18 protein-coding genes and 2 pseudogenes are annotated in these 20923 nt (G+C 71.1%); 8 read left to right on the forward strand and 12 right to left on the reverse strand.

The window, feature by feature from the left end; all coding sequences use genetic code 11:
• Window positions 1-28: 28 nt before the first annotated feature.
• Both ACYUED_RS42340 and ACYUED_RS42345 read right to left on the reverse strand, forming a co-directional pair.
• The gene (locus ACYUED_RS42340; RefSeq protein WP_491289707.1) at window positions 29-1399 is read right to left on the reverse strand and encodes a HEAT repeat domain-containing protein; all 1371 of its coding nucleotides are present in this window, start codon (window positions 1397-1399) and stop codon (window positions 29-31) included.
• A gap of 167 nt (window positions 1400-1566) precedes the next feature.
• Window positions 1567-1797 (reverse strand): hypothetical protein, encoded by a 231-nt coding sequence (locus tag ACYUED_RS42345; RefSeq protein ID WP_491289708.1) that lies wholly within the window; start codon window positions 1795-1797, stop codon window positions 1567-1569.
• A 426-nt stretch (window positions 1798-2223) separates the two neighbouring features.
• Between ACYUED_RS42345 and ACYUED_RS42350 the strand changes: the two are divergent.
• Together ACYUED_RS42350 and ACYUED_RS42355 are read left to right on the forward strand one after the other, a co-directional pair.
• Window positions 2224-2517 (forward strand): annotated as a pseudogene (locus ACYUED_RS42350) (esterase); the annotation flags it as partial.
• 62 nt (window positions 2518-2579) lie between these two features.
• Complete coding sequence (locus ACYUED_RS42355) at window positions 2580-2906, forward strand: hypothetical protein (RefSeq protein WP_491289709.1); 327 nt, start codon at window positions 2580-2582, stop codon at window positions 2904-2906.
• 411 nt (window positions 2907-3317) lie between these two features.
• Here ACYUED_RS42355 and ACYUED_RS42360 read toward each other — a convergent pair whose 3' ends face one another.
• The 6 genes from ACYUED_RS42360 to ACYUED_RS42385 form a co-directional block, all read right to left on the reverse strand.
• On the reverse strand, window positions 3318-5045 hold the full coding sequence (locus tag ACYUED_RS42360; protein ID WP_491289710.1) for a PP2C family protein-serine/threonine phosphatase: 1728 nt from the start codon (window positions 5043-5045) through the stop codon (window positions 3318-3320).
• A gap of 313 nt (window positions 5046-5358) precedes the next feature.
• Window positions 5359-5814, reverse strand: a complete 456-nt coding sequence (locus tag ACYUED_RS42365) for an ATP-binding protein (RefSeq protein ID WP_491289711.1) — start codon at window positions 5812-5814, stop codon at window positions 5359-5361.
• A gap of 159 nt (window positions 5815-5973) precedes the next feature.
• On the reverse strand, window positions 5974-6555 hold the full coding sequence (locus ACYUED_RS42370; RefSeq protein WP_491289712.1) for a hypothetical protein: 582 nt from the start codon (window positions 6553-6555) through the stop codon (window positions 5974-5976).
• A 159-nt stretch (window positions 6556-6714) separates the two neighbouring features.
• Window positions 6715-7089 carry a hypothetical protein gene (locus ACYUED_RS42375; RefSeq protein WP_491289713.1) on the reverse strand — a complete coding sequence of 125 codons (375 nt, stop codon included), beginning with the start codon at window positions 7087-7089 and terminating at the stop codon, window positions 6715-6717.
• A 92-nt stretch (window positions 7090-7181) separates the two neighbouring features.
• Window positions 7182-7997, reverse strand: coding sequence for a DUF6348 family protein (locus ACYUED_RS42380; RefSeq protein ID WP_491289714.1), 816 nt, complete (start codon window positions 7995-7997; stop codon window positions 7182-7184).
• A gap of 365 nt (window positions 7998-8362) precedes the next feature.
• Window positions 8363-9592 carry a SpoIIE family protein phosphatase gene (locus tag ACYUED_RS42385; protein WP_491294690.1) on the reverse strand — a complete coding sequence of 410 codons (1230 nt, stop codon included), beginning with the start codon at window positions 9590-9592 and terminating at the stop codon, window positions 8363-8365.
• A gap of 194 nt (window positions 9593-9786) precedes the next feature.
• On the opposite strand from ACYUED_RS42385, the gene ACYUED_RS42390 reads away from it, so the two are divergent.
• The gene (locus ACYUED_RS42390) at window positions 9787-10890 is read left to right on the forward strand and encodes a YihY/virulence factor BrkB family protein (RefSeq protein ID WP_491289715.1); all 1104 of its coding nucleotides are present in this window, start codon (window positions 9787-9789) and stop codon (window positions 10888-10890) included.
• A 45-nt stretch (window positions 10891-10935) separates the two neighbouring features.
• Here the strand turns inward: ACYUED_RS42390 and ACYUED_RS42395 are convergent.
• Window positions 10936-11134 (reverse strand): annotated as a pseudogene (locus ACYUED_RS42395) (aminoglycoside phosphotransferase); the annotation flags it as partial.
• Window positions 11135-11190: 56 nt separating this feature from the next.
• The gene (locus ACYUED_RS42400; RefSeq protein ID WP_491289716.1) at window positions 11191-12009 is read right to left on the reverse strand and encodes an SDR family oxidoreductase; all 819 of its coding nucleotides are present in this window, start codon (window positions 12007-12009) and stop codon (window positions 11191-11193) included.
• Window positions 12010-12136: 127 nt separating this feature from the next.
• Between ACYUED_RS42400 and ACYUED_RS42405 the strand changes: the two genes are divergently transcribed.
• Window positions 12137-12787, forward strand: coding sequence for a class I SAM-dependent DNA methyltransferase (locus ACYUED_RS42405; RefSeq protein WP_491289717.1), 651 nt, complete (start codon window positions 12137-12139; stop codon window positions 12785-12787).
• A 26-nt stretch (window positions 12788-12813) separates the two neighbouring features.
• Here the strand turns inward: ACYUED_RS42405 and ACYUED_RS42410 are convergent, their stop codons facing one another.
• The gene (locus ACYUED_RS42410) at window positions 12814-12963 is read right to left on the reverse strand and encodes a hypothetical protein (RefSeq protein ID WP_491289718.1); all 150 of its coding nucleotides are present in this window, start codon (window positions 12961-12963) and stop codon (window positions 12814-12816) included.
• Between the two features lie 177 nt (window positions 12964-13140).
• The gene (locus ACYUED_RS42415; protein ID WP_491289719.1) at window positions 13141-14139 is read right to left on the reverse strand and encodes an ABC transporter ATP-binding protein; all 999 of its coding nucleotides are present in this window, start codon (window positions 14137-14139) and stop codon (window positions 13141-13143) included.
• A gap of 395 nt (window positions 14140-14534) precedes the next feature.
• On the opposite strand from ACYUED_RS42415, the gene ACYUED_RS42420 reads away from it, so the two are divergent.
• The 4 genes from ACYUED_RS42420 to ACYUED_RS42435 all read left to right on the forward strand — a co-directional run bounded on the left by ACYUED_RS42420 (window position 14535) and on the right by ACYUED_RS42435 (window position 20916).
• On the forward strand, window positions 14535-16832 hold the full coding sequence (locus ACYUED_RS42420) for an eCIS core domain-containing protein (protein WP_491289720.1): 2298 nt from the start codon (window positions 14535-14537) through the stop codon (window positions 16830-16832).
• Window positions 16833-17089: 257 nt separating this feature from the next.
• Window positions 17090-18622, forward strand: coding sequence for an MFS transporter (locus ACYUED_RS42425; RefSeq protein WP_491294692.1), 1533 nt, complete (start codon window positions 17090-17092; stop codon window positions 18620-18622).
• A 504-nt stretch (window positions 18623-19126) separates the two neighbouring features.
• Entirely contained in the window at window positions 19127-20074 is a 948-nt protein-coding gene (locus tag ACYUED_RS42430) for an ABC transporter ATP-binding protein (RefSeq protein WP_491289721.1), read from the forward strand.
• Complete coding sequence (locus ACYUED_RS42435) at window positions 20071-20916, forward strand: ABC transporter permease (RefSeq protein WP_491289722.1); 846 nt, start codon at window positions 20071-20073, stop codon at window positions 20914-20916. The genes ACYUED_RS42430 and ACYUED_RS42435 overlap by 4 nt, the downstream gene beginning before the upstream one ends.
• The last annotated feature ends 7 nt before the right edge of the window (window positions 20917-20923 follow it).

Consider the following 20923-nt stretch of genomic DNA (forward strand, 5'->3'; position numbering starts at 1 on the left):
AGAACACGAGGCGCCGCGGGGAGGGCAGTCAGTGGCCGGTGGCGGTGGGAGGGTGGTCCCGGTCCCACTGCCATCTCCACATCGCGGAGATGCGGTGGTCGTGCTCGAATCCGGGGCGGGAGAAGGAACCGACCCGCTCGATCGCCTGCTCCGTGCGCGGGTCGTCCCGCCTCAGGAGGCCGTAGGCGGCATTGAGCCGCGTACTGAAGTCGTCCTCGTCGAGCAGGGGCACGAGTGCGTCGGCGAGGGCCGTCGTCCGGTCCCGGCCCTCCGCGACGGCCTCCGCGACGCAGGCCCGCACCCCTGCCACCGGATCCCGGAGCAGCCCGACGATCGCCTCCGTCACCTCCGGGCTGGAGTCGTGTGCCGCACTGAGCGCTCGGCCGGCCGAGGCCCGCACACCCCAGTCCTGGTCACCGGCCTGCACCAGCAGTGCGGTACGGGCCGTCGCGCTGAAGGAAGCCCCCGAGGAGGCGTCCCAACTGACGAGGAGGCAGGGAACCCGGGCCCGGACGCCGGGGTCCGGGTGAGCGGCGAGCCGGAGTCCGACGGTCTCCGCTTCCCGGTACTCCGTTTCATTCAGGACGTGGAGCACCTCGGCGAGGATCTCGGGGTTCTCCTCACCGTCCGCGACCCAGGCGGCGAGCATGTCGGCCGCTTCCGTCTCGTGGGAGTTCCGCCAACTGCCCGGGGACAGCAGATAGGAGCCGAGGACGTCGAGGACGAAGCGACGGTGTTCCGGATCCGGGCAGTGCCGGTACGCCATGACGGCCGACCACGTCTGTCTGCTGCGGCGTTCGCTGAGCACCCATCGGGCGGACGCCCATGCGACATGGTCCCGATCGCGCTGTTCCACGGCCCTGGCCACCAGCTCCGCCACCGGCGTCAGGATGCGGAAGGCCCACTCCAGGTCCGTGAGGATCGCGCTGTGCCCGGCGCGCACGGTGCGGTCGCCGAGCGTCAGCTGTGACACCTGGCTGTACTCGTCGTCCATGACCCGGGCCCGGTGTGCGGGGCCCGACTCGCCCGTCCTGCGCCGGAGTTCGCCCTCCGCGCCTCGCTCGTGCCACTGCCGGGCCAGGGCCAGCAGCCGCTCGCGTCCGGCCTCGGGCAGGCGAAGCCGGGGCTCCCGGCCCAGCACGGCCTCCGTCACCGCCGGTGAGCCGCCTTCGACCGCCCGTACCAGCGGAGTCGTTCCGTCCGGCAGCACTCGGTCGGGATCCGCCCCGCCCTCGACCAACTCGTATGCGACGGCGGCGTCATAGGCGGCGACAGCGAGACACAGCACGGGCAGGCCGTCGGACGTGACCGTGTCCGGGGCGGCTCCCGCCTCCAGCAGCGCGCTCACGGCCTCCGCGTCTCCCTGCCGGACCGCCGCGACGAGCTGGGCACCGTCCACGTTTCGCTGTCTCCCCGTCTCGTACCGGATGCGCCGGGCGGCTGACGAGCAGGTGGTGCCGGCCCAGGTGAGGGTAGTTCGGCGGGGCCCCTGTCGCGACCGGATAACACCGACTCCGACTGACTCACCGCGTCCCTACCGACGACGGCCGCTCACGCCCGTCCGCGTCACTTGTTCAGGTCCTGGCCGACGTCACGCTCCAGGACGCGGCGGGCCGCCTCCGCCTCCGCGGCCGGCGGCGACAGTTCGTCGAGGGTGTCGAGGTCGTCGTCGGTGTCCAGTTCCCGCTCCCAGGCCGCCGCCAGGCGTTCCTGCTCCTCGCGTGGCCTGGCACCGACAGCCTCCCGGTGCTCCGGGGCCAGCGCTGCCAGGAATCGTCCGACCGGGTTCGTCGACATGCTGGTCTCCTTGTCGCGGAAGGATGTGCCGTCCTGTTCCAGCATGGCTGAATGCGCTGAAGTCGGACACCAGGAGTGCCCCCACCGAGACGATCAACGCCGCCGGCTGCCGCCACTGTCCGCGGCCGGAGCCGATCCGGCCGTCCCGGTCCTGGCCGAGCGGCTCCACCACGTTTCCCGCCCGACCTGCACGGCCGTCGCGGAGCGGGCCATCGCCGTCGAAGGCCGGCTTCCCGTGCGGGGTGATCGCCCGGTTGTCCTGCTCACGCAACTGATGTCACCGGTGCGTCACAGCCCGCTCGGGTCCCACAACTCGAACCGCGCCCCTCGTGTCGAACCCTGCGTTGGCACCAAGACCAGTGCCTTCCGATACCAGTGCCTCACGAATGACTGACGCATCATCAACATCCAACGGGGGAACCAGACATGACCATCGCCGCGCGCACCACCCGTCGTACCGCAGGCTCCGCCGCCGTCGCAGCGGCCTCCTTCCTGCTGTTGGCGGGAGCCGGCATCCTGGCCGCGCCGACCGCCTTCGCGGGCGTCCCCGGCGGTACCTCCGCCGTCGACCGCAACAGCGACTTCGACGGCGACGGCTACGACGACGTCCTCACCGGAGCCTCGGAGGGCACCGTCGACGGAAAGGAGGGCGCCGGGTACGTGACCGTCCAGTACGGCGCCCCCAACGGCATCGGAACCAACACCACCGTGCCCAAGGGCGAAGTCCCCTGGCCGAACCGGGCGGCCGGCCGCTCGCCGACTACCTGGACTCGCTGCGGCTGATGACCCGGTACGCCGACACCCGGCTGCTGCCCGCGCACGGGCCGGTCGCCGACAGCGCCCACACCCGCGTAGCCGAGCTGCTCACGCACCACGACGACCGGCTGGCCAAGTCCCTTGCCGCACTGGGCGAGAGCACCCTCGACGCGCACGCCGTGGCCCGCGGGCTGGGCTGGACGCGGCGCGAAGTGCCCTTCGCCGAGCTCAGCGCGTTCAACCAGATGCTCGCGGTCAACGAGACGGCCGCGCACCTGGACGTCCTCGTACTGCGCGGACGGGCCACGGTGGCGTTCGTGGACGGGGTGAACCAGTACACGCGGGTGCGCTGACACCACCGCGGGAAAGGCCGGAGGGGCACGGCGACGGCCGCGCCCCTCCGGCCTTGTCAGCGGTCCATCACCGCCGGGGTCTACCGGCAGACCCGCGAGGGCGCCGCCGCGATCCTGTGCAACGACATGGACGAGGCGACCGCCGCGTACGCCCTGGACCGGCTGACCGACGACTCGGCCGCTCTCCTGAACGAACCCGTGGACCTGAGCGGCTACCGCCGGGACACCCCACGGACGTATGTGCGCCTCACCCGCGACCAGTGCTACGTCGAGGAACTGCAGCAGCGATCCATCGCCCTGCTCCGGGCAGACGTCGTCGACCTCGACACCGGTCACATGGCGATGATCGGCGCGCCGCAGAAACTTGCCGCCGTCCGCAACGTCGTGCACGGCCGGCGGGGCGGGCGCGCCTCACGACCGGTTGTCCCGCGGAGGTGTGCGCAGGGCGAGGAGGGCGACATCGTCCTTGCCGGGTGGCTGGACGCGGCGCAGGAGCTGGTCGGTGAAGGAGGCCAGGGGGCGGTGGGCGAGGGCGGCGGCGTGTTGCCGTAGCTGGTTCAGGCCGTCGTCGAGGGTGTGGCCGGGGGCTTCGATGAGGCCGTCCGTGTACAGGAGCAGGGTGGACTCGGGCGGCAGGAGGATGGTGGCGTCGGGACGCGGTGTGGTGACTCCGGTGCCCAGCAGGAGACCGTGGCCGTCGGTCAGGTAGTGCGCCAGGCCGTTGCGGGCGATGAGCAGGGGCGGGGGGTGGCCCGCGTTGGTCCAGGTCAGCTGCCAGTGCCCGTCCCCGGTGTCGGTCACCCGGCCGAAGACGAGGGTGGCCATGGTGACGTCGGTGATGCGCATGATCGCCCCGTCGAGCCGTTCGACGATCCGGCTGGGTGGTTCCAGCTGGGACCAGGCGTAGGCGCGGAGCATGTTGCGCAGCTGGGCCATGCCGGCTGCGGCCTCCAGGTCGTGGCCGACGACGTCACCGATGGCCAGGGCGGTGGAGCCGTCGGAGAGAGTGAAGGCGTCGTACCAGTCGCCGCCGACCTGGGAGGCGTCAGGGGCGGGCAGGTAGCGGACGGTCATCTGCAGTCCGGGCACGCGCGGCATCTGGGGCAGCAGGTGGTTCTGCATGGTTTCGGCGACCTTGCGCTGGCGCTGGTAGAGACGCGCGTTGTCCAGGGCGAGGCCGGCACGGCGGGCGACGTCCTCGATCAGGGGAAGGTCGGTGGTGGCGAAGTCCCCCGGCATCTTGGCGCGCCCCAGGGTGAGGGCTCCCAGGACCGCGCGGGTACTGCGGATGGGCGCGATGGCCGCGGAGTGGATACCGGTGGCCTCGAACAGACGACGCTGCTCGACGGCGATACCGGAATCCGGAACCACCTGGTAGGTCTCGGGTCCGGCCAAGGTGGAGGCGATGCCGCGCAGGGCCCGGGACAGAGGCATCGGCGACTCCTCCGGCACCGGTGGCATGGGGCCCTCCAGGTCCTCGTGGTACGTCAGCGTGCCCCCCTCGGCTTCGACCACGGTGGTGCGCCAGACCTCGTCCCGTTCGGTGATCAGATCGATGACGACCCAGTCGGCCAGCCGGGGCACGACCAGCGTCACCAGCCGGCGCAGCGCCTCGTCGACGTCGAGGGTGGAGGTCAGCTGGGTGGTGGTCTCGGCCAGCAGAGCCAGTCGTTGGAGTTCGCTCAGCGGCTGCGTGTCCTGCTCCGGACGAAGATCGGGCCGGTGTTCCTGGCCGGGGGTGTGGAAGACGACGAGCGTGCCGGTGCCGTGGTCTTCGAAGGCGTACGACGTGATCAGCCAGGAGATGCGGAGCAGGGAGCCGTCGGCATGGGCGAAGTAGTCCTCGTCGGCCTGGGCGGGACGTCCGTCGTGGAACGCCTGGCGCATGCTGCACTGACTCGCGGGCAGCGGCTGACCCTGGGGCCCGCGGTGCAGCAGGTCGTGGGCGTCGTGGCCGACGAGGTCCGCGGCGGGTCGGCCCAGCAGGTGTGCGGCGCGGCTGTTGACGGCGACGATGTGGCCCTGCTCGTCCACGACGTAGGCTCCGGCCCCGATGGCCTCCAGCGCGTCGGCGACCCCGGCAGGCGGAAGGCGCGGAGGCCGCCTCTGGTCGGTGTCGGTGCTCTCGGCTGCTGCCATGTCCTCGCCTCCTGCGTGATCGAGCTGCCGCCCCGGGCGCCGCTCGTACGGTCGTCGCCTGTCATCCTCACGTGCCTGGTTCCCGTATGCCCCGTTGCCGCGGAGAATCCGCATCCCTCCGGTGTCTCGGATGGTTTGCACCCGGATCGCGCCGGAGTGCGCCGAGGGCGGCGGGCGGGTGCAGGCTGCACATCGCCCACTGGGAGACCTGCGAGATGCGGCCCCGGATCGCCGACCCACTCGGGCCATCCGGTCCGGCGTACCGCCGCTGTCGGCCACGGCACGTGAACCGCGCCCGTCGGTGTCCGACCGCTCACGAACTCTCGTGCGCCTGGCCCGCCTGGCGGGGGTGCGGCTGATCGGGGACCAGGTGTACGCGTGCGGTGACCTGCTTTCCCGCAGGGTGCGCGGCGGTGCCGAACCGGTCGCTGAGGGCGTGCACGAGGTGGAGCCCGTGGCCGCCGACACGCTTTTGATCACGCGTCTGGGCCACAGGCTGCTCGCGGGACGTGTCCCACACGGTGACGGACAGGTCGGTGTCGGACAGCTCCAGAAGCAGGCCGCAGGGCCCTGGAGCGTGCAGCATCGCGTTCGTCAGCAACTCACTGATCACCAGCTGTGCGTCCATGACCGTCGAGGAGGGCAGCGGTACGTGGCCCAGGCGTGCGGCACGCTCCAGGAGGGCCTGGAGCGCACGACGCCCGTCCACCGCCCGGGCAGCGCCCTCGGCGAAGGCCACGCTGAAGCGCAATGTTCGGTGCCCAGCCACGCGATGCTCATCTGCCGATCCCATTAGATGAAGTTGATGCACCGTCCGGATACCCCTCACCGGGAAAGCTAGGCGCCGGACCCTGATGCGCTGGTGCCGCCGACCGGACGGCCGCCCCACTCTCGCGCCCTGCCTGCTCAGCCCTCGCGCCCTGCCTGCTCAGCCCTGACCGGGCGACGGCTTGCCTACCGCACCGGGTGCCGATGCCGACCGCGGTGACGCCGCGGGGGAGAGCAGCGCCGAGGCGGCCCTGGCGTGCAGGGAGTCCAGTGCCGTGATCTGTCGCTCCGCCCGCCGCAGCAGCTCCTCCAGCCGGGCGGCGTCCAGGCGCGGCTCCTCCGCGGCGGCCGACAGCAGAGTGCGCCAGAGCATCGACTTGCCGCCGGCGCCCGTGCGTATGGCTTCGAGCTCGATCAGCACCGTGAGACCGGAGCGACGCACCAGACGACCGTTGGGCTTCACCCGTGCGAGCTTCTCGCCCAGCCATGCCCCGTAGACCTTGTATCGCCTGGTGGGGACATCCAGGTCCGCCATCAATCTGAGCAGGGCCTGCCGGTCCTGAGAGATCTCCGTCGCCAGGCTCCGCAGTTCCGGGCCGTAGGCCGAATCACCGTGCTCCTGGACCATGCGGTGCGCCAGTTCGGCGCCGCCCGTCGCGCCCGCCAGGTGATCGTTGAGATAGATGCCGAGGATTCTCCGCGAACCGGGACCCTCACCGGGATTTCGTACGGGAGCATTCATCGTCTTCCTCCGCGCTCCGGGGCTTCTGGACGATGAGCGAGTGCCCCTGTCGGCGCGGTCAACCGCACGATTCGGTGCATACGGCAGTCAGGAGGGCAAACCGCCCGCACTCTGCCCTGCCGCAGCCGCGGCCGCAGATCGAGGTCCTGTCGCGCATCGTCAGCTCGGGTACAGGTGAGGATCGCGAGCGCCGAGCACGAACTCGGCAGGCCGGGGCTCCTGCACCACCTTGCTCAGCAGCGGGTGGCCGGACTCGACCACATCGCGGTAGCGCATCGATCCGTCCTCGCCGGTCTGCCCGCCTTCCAGGACGACAGGCGCGCGCAGCACCTCCTGGCCCCAGGGCCCGATCGCGTTGCAGAGCAGACCCTCGAAGCGGTGTCCCGCCAAGGTGCCGGCGCCAACCGTCTCCACGAACTCCTCGATCACCGGGGCCTGGAAGTGGACCCAGACCAGGTGAACCACGGTCCGTCCGTCGTCGAGCCGAACCGGGAGGCGCACCTTGAGGAGGGTGCCGACTCCGTCCGCGCCCATGATCCCCCCTGTCGAGGGTCACGCGCTGTGTGCGCTCCTCATCGGAGAGTTGGGCGACCAGATCGGGCAGGGGTAGGTCGACGCCGGGGTGCTCAGCCGTCCAGGTGCCCGCCGCAGTTGCAGGTCGCACTGTGGGCGTCCGCGGGGGCGAGCCGGACCGACGGGTAGCTCGGCTCTCCGCCGTCAGCCGGAATCGGGAGCAGCAGTGCGTAGTAACGAACAGCCGTGAACACCGTCGGCTCGGGCAGGTTCAGCGCCGCCATCGCGGCTGAGGCGGCTTCGTGGCGCTCCCCGTTGACCCGGACCTCCGCCTCCATCGCGCCGGGGCGCCCGCCGTAGAAGACCTTGACCCCGTTGAAGAACGGCGATTCCAGATCCGCCGTGAAGGTGCCCGCGATGCGGTGCAGCACGTTCGCGTCCTGCAGAGCGATCTGCAAGCGCCGGTTCTCGGCGACGTCGAGGCCCAGGCCGGTCGCGCCGGAGATGATCGAGTGCCAGCCGGGAACGCCGCGCCGGTCCTCGGGGCCCGCGTGGTCCGCGAAGCGCCCGCGCCGGTCGAGGAGTTCGAGCATGCACGCGCCGGCCGTCTGCACCCACGAGTCGGCCGCCTTCCGGGGGTCCCCGGACATCGCGACGACACAGTCCATGAAGCAGGGCACGTCCGGCTGGACGCTCACGTCCGGCAGCGCGACGAGGTCGTAATGGCGTCCGCCTCCATGGTGCGGCGGAGCCACGGCCACCGCCCATCCGCGCGGGCTGACCAGTGAGTTGCCCTTGAGTTCGGCACTCTCCGTCACACCGGGCTCGTACGCTTCGAGGCTCGCCTTCACGAGGGCCAGGAACTCAAGGTCCGGCAGGCGTTCCTGCGGAGGCTCGGCGGCACGCGCACGGCGTCGTATCCACGGCATGCGATGGATCTTACGATCAGCCCCGCACAGAAATTCCACCGCACCGCGCCGCATCCCACCCTGTCCTGCCGCCGCCCTGCTGGACGAGCAGACGCTGCTGGGTGGCCCGCCGGGCCGTGACCTCGCCGCTCCGTCTCGGGGCCGTGGCATCGACATTTTCCTCGTGACGTCCTTGCCGGCGCCGATACTGGCCGGCCTTCGACCGACACTCCTGATGGGCGGGCCGCGGGGCGGGCGGTGCCCGGCCGGCCGAGCCTGCCGTGGTCCTGCCGGCACCGGGTGCCCGCGGCCGCCTCGACGAAAGCGGCCGCACGGCAAGCAGCGGGGGCAGCACAGGCGCGCGATCGAGTGCCGGTACCGCCGTCTCACAGGCAGACGACGATCAGGGCGATGTCGTCGCGAGCTCCGCCGGACAGGCCGAGGCGGGCCAGCAGGGTGTCTGCGAGGCGTTGCGAGGACTGGGTGCTGCAGTGGGCGAGGACATCGAGCAGACGTTCCAGGCCTGCCTCGATGTCCTCGTCACGGCGTTCGATCAGGCCGTCGGTGTAGAGCACGAGGGTGTCGCCGGGGGAGTACGGCTGGCCGGCCTGGGGACGGGGGACGTGGTCGGGCCGGGCGCCCAGGGGCGGATCGGTGGCCTTGTCGAGGAGCTCACAGCTGCCGTCGGGGTGCACCAGGACGGGTGGTGGGTGGCCGGCGCTGCTGTAGATGATCAGGTGGCTGCGGGGGTCGATCAGGGCCTTGGCGACGGTGGTGTTCAGCGCCCCATCCACCGAACGGGCATACAGTCCCAGCACCTCCAGGGCCTGGGCGGGTCGCTCCAGTGCGCGGATTGCGGCACTCAGCGCGCTGCGCAGCATGCCCATCACGGCGGCGGCCTCCAGCCCGTGGCCGACGACGTCACCGACGCCCACAGCGAAACGGCCGTCGGCCAGGTCGACGAGGTCGTACCAGTCGCCGCACACGTTCAGCGACCCGGCCGCGGGCAGGTAGCGCACCGCGACGTTCTTGTGCCGGACCAGATCCGGCGCCTGCAGCATCGCCCCCTGCAGCGCGACGGCCACCTCACGCTCCCGGGTGTGGGCCAGCCGCAACTCCTCGTTCAGCCGCTGCAGCTCGCGTGCCCGCGCATAGAGTTCGGCCTCCAACGCCTCCCGCTCGGTCAGCTGTTCCGTCGGCGGCCGCCGTCCGGCTGTACGCGTCTGTACGAAGGCGGTCACGTCCTCCACCCGGTGGATGATCCAGCGCACCTTTCCGTCCGGGCCGAGGATCGGTGTGTTGATCGGCGACCACCATCGCTCCTCGAACGCCCCGGACGGGCCGCTCACGGGGATGTCGTACTTCTGCAACGCCATCGTGTCCGGTTCCCGCGCGGCCAGGACACGGTGCAGCGACGCGCTGAGATTGCGCACGCCGTCGGCCTCCGGATCGGCCGGGTTGTCCGGGAAGGCGTCGAAGATGTGCTGCCCGAGCAGGTCCTCGTGTGTGCGGCCGGTCGCCTCCAGATAGGCCTGGTTGACCTCCACGATGACCAGGTCCGGGCCCAGTACGAGGTACGGGCTCGGCGTGGCGGCGAACAGCGCCGCGTAGTCCATGTCCACCAGCGCCACCACCTCTGCACCCGGCCCCGGCCCACGCGTCCGGCCGGCGTCACGGCTCCCGCCGCTCTCCCCAGAGTGCCCCTCTGTGATCGCAAGCACCAGAGATACCCACGGTGGGGGAGCCGCTCAACCTTCGGCACCGACCGATCGGCGCGTGTGGGCACCGCATCGTGGATACCCGGGAGCGCATGACCCGAAATCTCACATCCGGCCACCACCATCGCAAGGCGCGCCGTGACCCGCCACCCGATCGGGTCGACGAGCATGCCGACGAGCGGGACGAGCCGCGGGCGGATGCCCCCGAAGAGCGGTTCGGACCGGACCCGCAGGTGGAGCAGCGTGCCCCGGACACGCCCACCGACCTGCCCCGACGTTCGTGGGGCGCCGCACTGAAAGGCAGCCTGCGGGAGTTCAAGGACGACGAGCTGACCGACCGCGCGGCGGCCCTGACGTACTACGGCGTCCTGTCCCTGTTCCCGGCCCTGCTGGTCCTGGTCTCCCTGCTGGGCCTGTCCGGCGCATCGACCACCGACAAGGTTCTGACCAACCTCCGGCAGCTGACCCCCGGCTCGGCCCGGGACATCCTCACGCGCGCGGTCGAACAGCTGCAGGGCGGCGGTGGCCTCGGCTCGGCCATGGCCGCCGTGGGCCTCGTCCTGGCGGTGTGGTCGGCCTCCGGCTACGTCGCGGCGTTCATCCGCACGTCCAACGCCGTCTACGACATGCCCGAGGGGCGCCCGGTCTGGAAGATCCTCCCCATCCGGGTCGGAGTCACCGTCGCGCTCATGGTGCTGGCCGTGGCCAGCGCGCTGATCGTCGTCTTCACCGGCGGTCTGGCCCGCCAGGCGGGCAAGGCGCTGGGCATCGGCGACACTGCTCTGACCGTCTGGTCGATCGCCAAGTGGCCCGTGCTGGTCGTCCTGGTCACCGTGATGATCGCGATCCTTTACTGGGCGAGCCCCAACGCCAAGGTCCGCGGCTTCAAATGGATCACCCCGGGCAGCTTCCTGGCCCTGCTGATCTGGCTGATCGCCTCCGCGGGCTTCGCGCTCTACGTCGCCAACTTCGCCTCGTACAACAAGACTTACGGCACCATGGCGGGCGTCATCGTCTTCCTGGTCTGGCTGTGGATCGGCAATCTGGCCCTGTTGCTCGGCCTGGAGTTCGACGCGGAGACCGCGCGGCAGCGGGCCGTCGCAGGCGGGCATCCGCCCGGGGAGGAGCCGTACGTCGCCCCTCGCGACACCCGCACCTGGGACGAGGAGGACCGGCGCCGCCTGGCCGGCCCCTGACCACCGCCGGTGGCGTCCTGTCGCCTCCCACACCCGAGTGCCTCGATGTTCCTTGCGCAGCAGCGCGTCCGCGGACTGCGTCGCCCACGGCAACCGGACGGCGAGGTCGTCGCCGAGCCGCCAGGGGTTGGTTGTCCCAGCCGAGTGCTCCGAGCTTCAAGGGGCGATCCGCCAGGTCGGGGTGCTGCTCGCGCAGCAGATCCCGGATGAGGTCCTCGGTGATGTCCATCTCGGTGGCCGTCATGTGGAGCAACGGAGTGGGGCGGCGGCGGCCCGTCTCGCGTGATCGTCCGACCCGTGTCAGGCGAATCCGCCGTTGCTCTTCAGGAGTTGGCCGTTGATCCACTGGCCCTCCGGCGAGCAGAGGAAGTCGACGAGGTGGGCGGTGTCCTGCGGGGTGCCGAGCCGGTTGAGGGGCGTCTGGCGAAGCACGTGCGAGCGCCCTTCGTCGGTCATCCAACCGGTGTCCACCGGCCCCGGGTTGATCACGTTGGCGGTGATGCCGAGGTGGGCGAGTTCGTGTGCGGCGGCCAGGGTGATGCGGTCGAGAGCGCCCTTGCTCGCGCCGTAGGGGAGGTTGCCCACGGTGTGGTCGCTGGTCAGGCTGATGATCCGGCCGCTGCCCGGGTCGGCGGCGAACCGCCGCCCGTACTCCCGGATCAGCAGCCAGGTGGCGCGCGCATTGACCGTGAAGTGCCGGTCGAAGCTTTCGACGGTGGTGTCGAGCAGACCGGAGGCGACCGATTCGCAGTGGCACATCACCAGGGCGGTGACGCTGCCCAAGGTGCGTTCGACCTCGTCGAAGACGCGGGCCGGAGTGTCCGGGTCGGCCAGGTCCGCCTCGACGGCCGTGGTGGCGGCACCGTTCTCTTTGAGGGCGTCGGCGATCGCATCGGTCGCGCCGGACTCGCGGCCCCAGGCCATGCGCTCGTCGTAGGGGGTCCAGTAAGTGAAGGCGATGTCCCAGCCGGAGGCGGCCAGCCGGCGGGCGATGCCCGCGCCGATGCCGACGGTGCGACCTGCACCGGTGACCAGGGCGAGCGGGCGGACCGACGGATGGGGCGGCTCGGGAGCGGGGTCTCCTTGGCCGAGGTGTCCTCGGCTGCTGTTCGTCGTCACAGTCCGAGATCGTCCACGATCGGAATCTGCTGGGCAACTGCCTTTTTCCCAGAAGGGAGTTGGCCCGGGGCCCGGACATGCGGGCAGTGATGGTGAAGGCCAGTCACGCTGGACTACCGTGCCGGTCATGACCACGGACGACTGGTTGGCAGACACCCGAACGTCGTACGACACCGTCGCGGTCAGCTATGCCGACCAGGTGCGCGATGCCATCGCCGGACAGCAGTACCTTCGTACCGCTCTGGCGTTGTTCGCCGACAGTGTGCGCGCCGCGGGTGGCGGGCCGGTGGCCGATGTCGGCTGCGGCCCCGGCCATGTCACCGCCCATCTGCACCGGCTCGGTGTCGACGCGTTCGGTGTCGATCTCTCCCCGGGGATGATCGACCAGGCCCGGCGCGACCACCCCGGCCTGCGGTTCGAGGTGGGCTCGATGACCAACCCGGGTCTCCCGGCCGCCTCGGTGACCGGCCTGGTCGCCTGGCAGTCGCTGATCCACGTCCCCGACGACGAAGTGCCCACGGTGTTCCGGCACTTCCACCGGGCTCTGCGTCCAGGCGGACCGCTGCAACTGCTGTTCCACGTCGGCGACGGGTCGCGGTGGAAGACAGAGGGCTACGGCGGTCACCCGATGAGGGTCCACGTCCACCGCCGACGGCCGGAACGGGTGGCAACCTGGCTGCGTGACGCCGGATTCGAGATCGAGGCCCAGCTGCTGCTCGACCCGGATGGCGCAGCTCCACAAGCGTTCCTGTTCGCGCGCCGGGAGGCTGGCCGGTAGGTCGGAGATCGCGGCCGGACCCGGCGCTACAGGAGGCCGATGTTGGTGAGCGGGAAGTTCCAGTCGTTGCTCTCGACATCGCCGCGGCCGTCCTGAGCCGCGGCCGGCACCGCGATCAGGATCAGCCCGGCGACGGCGACGGCGGCGGCCAGAACGGCGATGACACGACGCTTCACGGTTCCTCCTCTACGACGGCAGCAGCGACCACCCTGTGGCGGGCGGGCGGCCACGCCCGCCCGGACACGCCGCTCGGCCCGTGGATTCAGCCGACCGGTGGCGGCGGCTCTACTCGACGGCCTCCCCTCCGCAACCGAGCAGCCGGTCGCCGACGAGCACCGCGCAGGCGCCGACGGTCAGCAGCCCACCGGCGAGGAAGGTGCCCCGCACGCCGGCGAGCGGCAGGACCAGTCCTCCGAGCGCTGCGCCCGCCGCGATACCGGCGTTGTAGGCACCGGAGTTCGCCGCGAACGCGATGTCCGTGCGGCCCGGCGCGCACTGCAGCATCGCGTTCTGGGCGGCCATGAACACACGAACCGGCGGACATCGGGCCTGGTTCCGTGGCCCCTTCCATGCAACAAGCCCAACGGACTCACCGGTCCCCCGACGCCGGCCGTGTCGGCGGCCAGCCGGCGTGCGGCCGGCAGGTCGGAGGTGCGCAGCCGGTAGTCGAGTTCACGGTTCTCGGCGGCCAGCTTGCTCAGCGGGCCGGAGAAGACGACCCGTCCGGTGGCGAGGATGGTGACCTCGGAGCACAGCGCCTCGAGGTCGTCCATGCGGTGGCTCGAGAGCACGACACCGGTTCCGTCCGCGGCGAGCCGGGTGAGGACGCCGTGCACATGTCTTTTGCCCACCGGATCAAGGCCGTTGGAGGGTTCGTCGAGCACGAGCAGCCGGGGCCTGGTGAGCAACGCCGCCGCGAGACCGAGTCGTTGCCGCATGCCGAGGGAGAATCCGCGGGTCCGGTCGTCGGCGACATCGGTGAGCCCGACCTCGTCGAGTACGTCGTCGACTCCCGCCGTCCGTGCGTCGTGGCCGCGGAGTTCGGCCAGTGCCGCGAGGTTCTGCCGGGCCGTGAGCGAGGGGTAGAGACCGGGTGCGTCCACGAAACCGGCGACCCCGTCGGGCACCGCGAGTGCCCGTTCGACCGGCGTCCCCAGGATCTCCAGCCGGCCGCCGTCGGCGACGGCCAGGCCCAGCAGGAGGCCGAGCAAGGTCGTCTTGCCGGCGCCGTTCGGTCCGACCAGGCCGTGGATCTGACCCTGCGTCACATCCAGGTCGATGCCGTCGAGTGCGATGACATCGCCGAAGCGTTTGGCGATCCCACGGGTCCGGACTGCGAGGCGTCTGTCCATAGTCCCTTCTCCTGCATCTCTCAGGGAACATAGGGACCACGCACAGCGCGGGCGGGGACGGCTTGTTGAACGCCCATGGAACGGATCGTCAAGGCATCGGCAAGTGCGCGTGACGGACCGGCCGCTATCGGGCCGGACCGGGGCAACACCGCACGTCTCGGAGCCCGTACGCCATGTCCCGCTTCTCGTAAGGACCGGGCCGCCCTTGTCGTACGACATGCGCGTGGACGACGTGGCGCTGAGCGGCAGGCGCGTGGGCGGGTGCGGCTCGTGATCCGTCCGGGGGCAGCACGTCTGCCCCGCTGTTACCCCCAGCGACCTTCCGTGATGCCCTGACCGACGTGATCCTGGGCGCGGACCTCGCTGTCACAACCAGCGGAACGACCGGAGAAGCCATGCGTGTTCAGGAGCCCGGCCGGGACCGCCGTGACCCGGAGCGGTCGACGCGGCACTCCGCGCCCGCCGCCCACGACCGCCTGGCCCCGGTCTCCTCGGACGGTGCCCGCCCCGCGCGCATCCCGGGGACGTTCTCTCCGCAGCGCCTCGTCGCACTCCAGCGCGCCGTCGGCAACCGAGCCGTGGCCGCGATGCTCGCCGAACGGCACGCTCGCGGCGAGGATCAGCACGGTCACGACGAGGATCACACGCACGCCGACCACACCCACGGGGAGCCGGTCCAGCGTGCCGCCGCCGTGGACCACGCCCACGAGGAACCCGTGCAGCGTGCCGCCGCGCACACCGTGCTCCGGTCGGGGGGCCGGGCGCTGGAGGCGCCGCTGCGCACCGAGATGGAGGCCCGCCTCGGCGCGGACTTCTCCGGCGTACGTCTGCACACGGGCGCCGTCGCGCAGCGTTCGGCGCAGGAGCTGGGCGCCCGCGCGTACACCTCGGGAGAGAACGTCGTCATAGGTTCGACGGGCGTCGACAAGCACACTCTCGCCCACGAGTTGACGCACGTCATCCAGCAGCGGCAAGGCCCCGTCTCCGGCACCGACCACGGCGACGGACTGCGGGTCAGCGACCCGTCCGACCGCTTCGAGCGGGCGGCCGAGGCGAACGCGAGGCGGGTGATGGCGGCGCCGCCGCCATCCGCGCGCCGGACGGGGGACGAGGGGCGGACGGACCCGGCCGGTTCGCTCTCCCGCGGAGCGCGGAACACGGGCGGGGCCGGGACCCCCGACGTACAGCGCGCGGTCGGGTTCGAGTTCGAGGCGCAGTGGAACGTGCGCAGGATGGAGGACGACTCGGAGGCTGTCCGCGCACAGCGGTCCCAGGAACGGCAGCAGCTGATCGACGCCAGGATCCTGGAGATCTTTCTCTCCTCCCACTCTCCGTACCACCGGCGGCTCAAGCCGCAGGAGCAGGCGCAGGTGGCCGACGGCAACGCCGATGCGCTGCGGGCCCAGTGGTTCGGCCACGACGACCAGTTGACCGCGGCCGGTGCGCAGCGCCTCGCCGATCTCGACGTGACCGACTCCGAGCGCCAGGCTCTGGTGACCACCCTGATGGTCAGGGGGCAGGTGTCCGAGGAGCCCCTGGCGGGCGAGAACCTCGGCAAGGGGCGGGTCGACGGGCTCGTCGTGGCCGGCAGCAAGTTCGACCTGACGGCGGACGCCAGCCCCACAGGCGGCTCCAACCTGGAGTGGATCACCGACCCGCTCACCTCGCTCGCGGAGGTCGGGACGGTCATGGACGACCTGACCGCCATGGCCCGCTACCTCGACGGCCGTCGCGGCGAGCCGTACATCCCCTCCGAGGACGTGACCGCGGGTGGTGGGACCCCCCAGTCCCGCCTGCGGATCTACCCGGACGGAAACCCCCTCAGCTTCGCCCCGCAGGCGACGCTCGGGGCGCGCCTGGAGCGCCTGCCGAAACTGATCGACTATCTCGCGAACCGCGAGCCGATGAGCGTGATGGAGCGCGTGCCCGTGCTGGGGGCGGGGCGGGTCAAGGGGCGCGCGCAGGCGTCCGCCGACCTGTCGGCAGGCGGTCTCGGTGAGCTCCCCGCGGCCCGGGCCGGTGCCGACGCCGCGATCACGGCGCTGCTGCCCCAACTCGGTTTCCAGCCGTCGAGGTCCGACACCAAAGCGCTCACCGGCCTGGTCATGCATCTTGCCGCGTACCTGATCCAGGGCCAGAACCTGCCGCCGGGTGCCAACGCCAAGTCGATCGCCGGGGCCTTGATGGCCCGTACGGACTTCGCCCACGCCTTCAGCCTGCTGTCGCCGAACCTGACGGGCCACTTCCAGGCCAACCGTGACGAGTTCGTCGCTCTCGTCCTGCGGGCGGCGGGGATGACCGGCCGTGGCGACGAGCGGGTCTTCGGCAACGAGGTCGAGCGGGGTCTGGCCAACGACCGGACCCGGACCACCATCGAACTGACCCGCAACGCCTGGCTGAGCGCCCTGCCGTCCGGCTCCGACCTGCTCAAGAACTGGGACCACCTGACCGTGGACGAGCGGGACGTGGTGGACGAGGACGGCGCCAGAGCCGTCCACAAGTCCCTTGGCGCCCTCGGCACCCAGCAGAACCTCGTCGGCCCCCAGGGCAACCAGGAGGCGGTCGTCGCCGAACTGCGCCGTATGAAGGACAACGTGCCGACGGCCAACCTGAAGCAGCTGGCCGTCGCCGTCTTCACCCTCGTCGAACAGCTCAACGCCCAGCAGACGTTGCGCTACGAGAAGGGACGTTGACCGCGGTTCCTGGCCGGGGTGTCTCGGGGCCCAGCCCGAGCACATGCGCCCGCGCCTCGACGAGGCCGTCCCGGCGCCGGGCGTCATCCACCTCCGCTACGAGGTCGAGCGGTGACCCTCCGCACCGGCGTCGCGCTCCGCATGCGTCGTCACACGGGCGGCCGCAGACTGGGTGAGTGAGCAAGTCGCATCTGGAGCAGAGCCAGAGAGTGCTCGGTGCAGGCCGCGCGGCCTCCCAGCCACTCACGCTGACGGCCATGATGTTCGCCGTCGCGATGACGTTCATCGACCAGACGATCGTGTCGATCGCGGCGCCCGACATCGTCTCCGAACTCGGACTCTCCGCCTCCGGCATGCAATGGGTGGTCAACGCCTACCTGTTGTCCCTCGCCGCGTTCTTCGCGCTCGGCGGACGTCTCGCCGACCTGTGGGGACCGCGCCGCATCGTGGTGGCGGGAACCCTCCTCTTCGTCGTGTCCTCGGTGCTGTGCGGCTGTGTCCCCGCCGGTGACTACGCGTTGGCCTGGCTCGTCGTCTTCCGGGCGACCCAGGGACTGGGCGCCGCCCTGCTCTTCCCGGCCGCGCTCGCCGTGGTCGTGGCCGTGTTCCCGGTAGAGCGCCGGGGGCGCGCGCTGGCCCTGTTCTTCGGACTCACCGGCGCCCTCACCGCGATCGGACCGCTGCTGGGCGGCTGGCTGACCGCGTGGACGTGGCGAGCGATCTTCTGGGTCAACGTGCCCGTCGCGATCGTCGCCCTGATCCTGACCGCGCTGGCCCGCATCTCCGACCGCCGGCGCGACGAACCCCTGGACGTGACGGGCGCGCTGCTGATCGCCGCCGGGATGGGGCTGAGCGTGCTCGGCTTCCAGCAGGCCTCGGCCTGGGGCTGGGACAGCGCGGCGACCTGGGGCTGCATCGTCGGCGGGCTCGCCGTCCTGTACCTCTTCGGCCGCTACGAACTGCGCACACGGCATCCCCTGGTCAACCTCGCGGTGTTCCGCGACCGGGCCTTCACCGTGGATGCGCTGGTGCTGTTCTTCGCCATGCTGGCGTTCGTCCCGCTGTTCTTCTTCGCCTCGGTCTACGCCCAGATCTCCCTCAGCGCCTCGCCCGACCAGGCAGCCCTGTATCTGCTGTACTTCTTCGCGGGGTTCGCCATCGCCTCCCAGTGGGGCGGTCGCATCCTGGACAAGCGGGGCGCCCGCCCGGCGATGAAGACCGGCTGTGTGGTGGGCGCCGTCGGGTACGCGCTGTGGGCGGGCAAACTGACCGACCTGTCCATGCACGACCAGTGGCCCTACGCCGCACTCGCCGGCGCGGGCATCGGCTTCATCCTCGCCCCGGCCTCGACCGACGCCGTCAACCGCGCGATCGACGCCTCGTACGGCGAGGTCACGGGCATCACCCAGACGGTACGCAACTACGCGGCGAGCGTGGGGCTGGCCGTCTTCGGCACCCTGCTGACCCACACCATGACCGACAACGTCGTGGACACCCTCAGCTCGCGCGGCGTGCCGTCCGGCACGGCGAACTCCGTCGCCCGGTCGGTGGCCGAGACCGTCACCGGCAACGCGGACAGCCGCACGCCCACCGGCGACGGCCCGGCCGCGGTGGCCACGCGAGACGCGATGGCCGCCGTCCGCATGGACTTCGCCGAGGCCAACAAGTGGGTGTTCTACGGCATGGCCATCGCCCTCGGTATCGGCTATCTGTGCGCCCTGCGCCATCCTGGCGGCCGCGCACAGGACCCCGCCGAGGAGAAGCCGGCACGGGACCCCGTCCAGCAGTGAGCTCCTCAATTCCTCGGCTTCTCAACTCCCCAAGGTCTCACACGACTTCGCCGCCGTGGAGCACGAGCAGACGTCGCGGGGGTGACGGCGTCCCGGTGGTCGAAGAACCCCTCAAGCCGACGCGTGAGCCCCCTTTCACGCTGTGACACGGCCACGTATCCCACGAACCCGGTGATCGCGACCGTCCAGGCCAGGGTGACCGGGGACAGACCGAGGCCGAGGCCGCCGCGGGTGTGGCCGAGTGCCATCCAGTCGGCGAGTGAGGCCCCGAGGGGGCGGTCGTCGAGGAGGTGCTCTGCGGTCGTGATCCGCACGATGGCACTTCGAGCCTGAACGCAACCTGAACGGTGCGCGGGGAAGCAACGGCACGTAGTACCGCGGTACGACCCGACCTGTGTGGATCAGTCCGCGGTACGACCGGATCGGGACGTTTCGCCTCCTACCGTGGTCGGTGAGGCGTCAGGGGCCACGGACGGCGCCGGTGTCCGACAGGAAGAAACGCGAATGATCGACGCACAGCAGCTGACCAAGAGGTACGGCGAGAAGACGGCCGTCGACGGGCTGGACTTCACCGTCGAGCCCGGCACGGTGACCGGCTTCCTGGGCCCCAACGGCGCGGGGAAGTCCACGACCATGCGCATGATCGTCGGGCTCGACGCTCCGACGAACGGCTCCGTGACGGTCAACGGTCACCACTACGCCCGACACCGGGCACCGCTCCAGGAGGTCGGTGCCCTGCTGGAGGCGAAGTCGATCCATCCGGGCCGCTCGGCCTGCAACCACCTGAGGGCGCTCGCGCTGACGCACGGGATCCCCCGTCGCCGGGTCGATGAGGTCATCGACCTCGCGGGGCTCGGCAGCGTGGCGGGGAAGCGGGCCGGTGCCTTCTCCCTCGGCATGGGCCAGCGGCTCGGCATCGCGGCGGCGCTGCTGGGCGATCCGCAGACGGTGATGCTGGACGAACCCGTCAACGGGCTCGACCCGGAGGGTGTGCTCTGGATCCGCAATCTGCTCAAGGCGCTCGCCGGCGAGGGCCGGACCGTGTTCGTGTCGTCCCATCTGATGAGCGAGATGGCCCTGGTGGCGGACCATCTCATCATCGTGGGACGCGGGCGGCTGCTGGCCGACACCACGGTGCGGGACCTCGTCCGCGAGGCGGGCGGCGACACCGTGCAGGTGGCCACGCAGGACCCGGCCCGGCTGCGGGACGTACTCGCGGGCCCCGGCGTCGACATCACGGGCCGCGCCGGCTCCGAGGAGCTTCAGGTGTCCGGACTCAGTGCCCGCGAGATCGGCCTGAAGGCGGCCGAGCACGGGATCCCGCTGTTCGAACTGACCGCACGGACCGTGTCGTTGGAGGAGGCGTTCATGAACCTGACCAGAGACGCCGTGGAGTACCACGGCTCCACGACCGGCATCGACGCTCCCCTGGCCGAAGGGAGCGCGGCATGAGCACCCTCACCTCGACCGTCGAGACACCCCCGGCCCCGGCCACTCCGGCCCGTCCCGCCTACCGGGTGACAGGACGGCGCGTGCTGTCCTCGGAGTGGGCCAAGTTGTGGTCGCTGCGTTCGACGTGGATCACCCTGGGCCTCGGCCTGCTCTTCCTCGTCGCCTTCGGGCTGATCGCCGCGAGCCGCTACAAGTCGGGGATCGACTCCGGCACCATCGACAAACACTTCGCCGACTCGACGGCCGTGAGCCTGTCCCTCTTCGGCACCAACTTCGCCCAACTCGCGCTGGGCGTGCTCGGCGTGCTGGTCACGGCGGGGGAGTACTCGACCGGCATGATCCGCTCGACGCTCGCAGCCGTACCGCGTCGACTGCCCGTGCTGTGGTCCAAGGCGGCCGTGTTCGGTGTGGTCGCGCTGGTGGTCGGCACCCTGGGCGCGTTCGTCGCCTTCGGGCTCGGCAGCGGCATCGTCTCCGGCACGCCCGCCGCGATGAGCCTGACGCACGAGGGAGTTGTGCGAAGCCTGCTGGGCGCCGGACTCTACCTCGGCCTGATCGGCGTGATCGGCACCGCCCTCGGCGCACTGCTGCGCTCGGTGGCCGGCGGCATCTCGGTGCTCGTCGCCGCCCTGATGCTGATCCCGGGGCTGATCTCCCTGCTGCCCAGCTCCTGGCAGGACGACATCAGCCCCTACCTGCCGAGCAACGCGGGCGAGTCGATGTTCGCCCTGACCCACGACGGCACCACCCTGTCGCCCACGGCCGGGCTGCTGGTCTTCCTCGGCTGGACGGCGCTCGCTCTGGCGGGTGCGGCGTACCGGCTGGTGCGCAGCGACGTCTGACCGGCTG

This window comes from Streptomyces sp. DF42 (genome assembly GCF_058267695.1).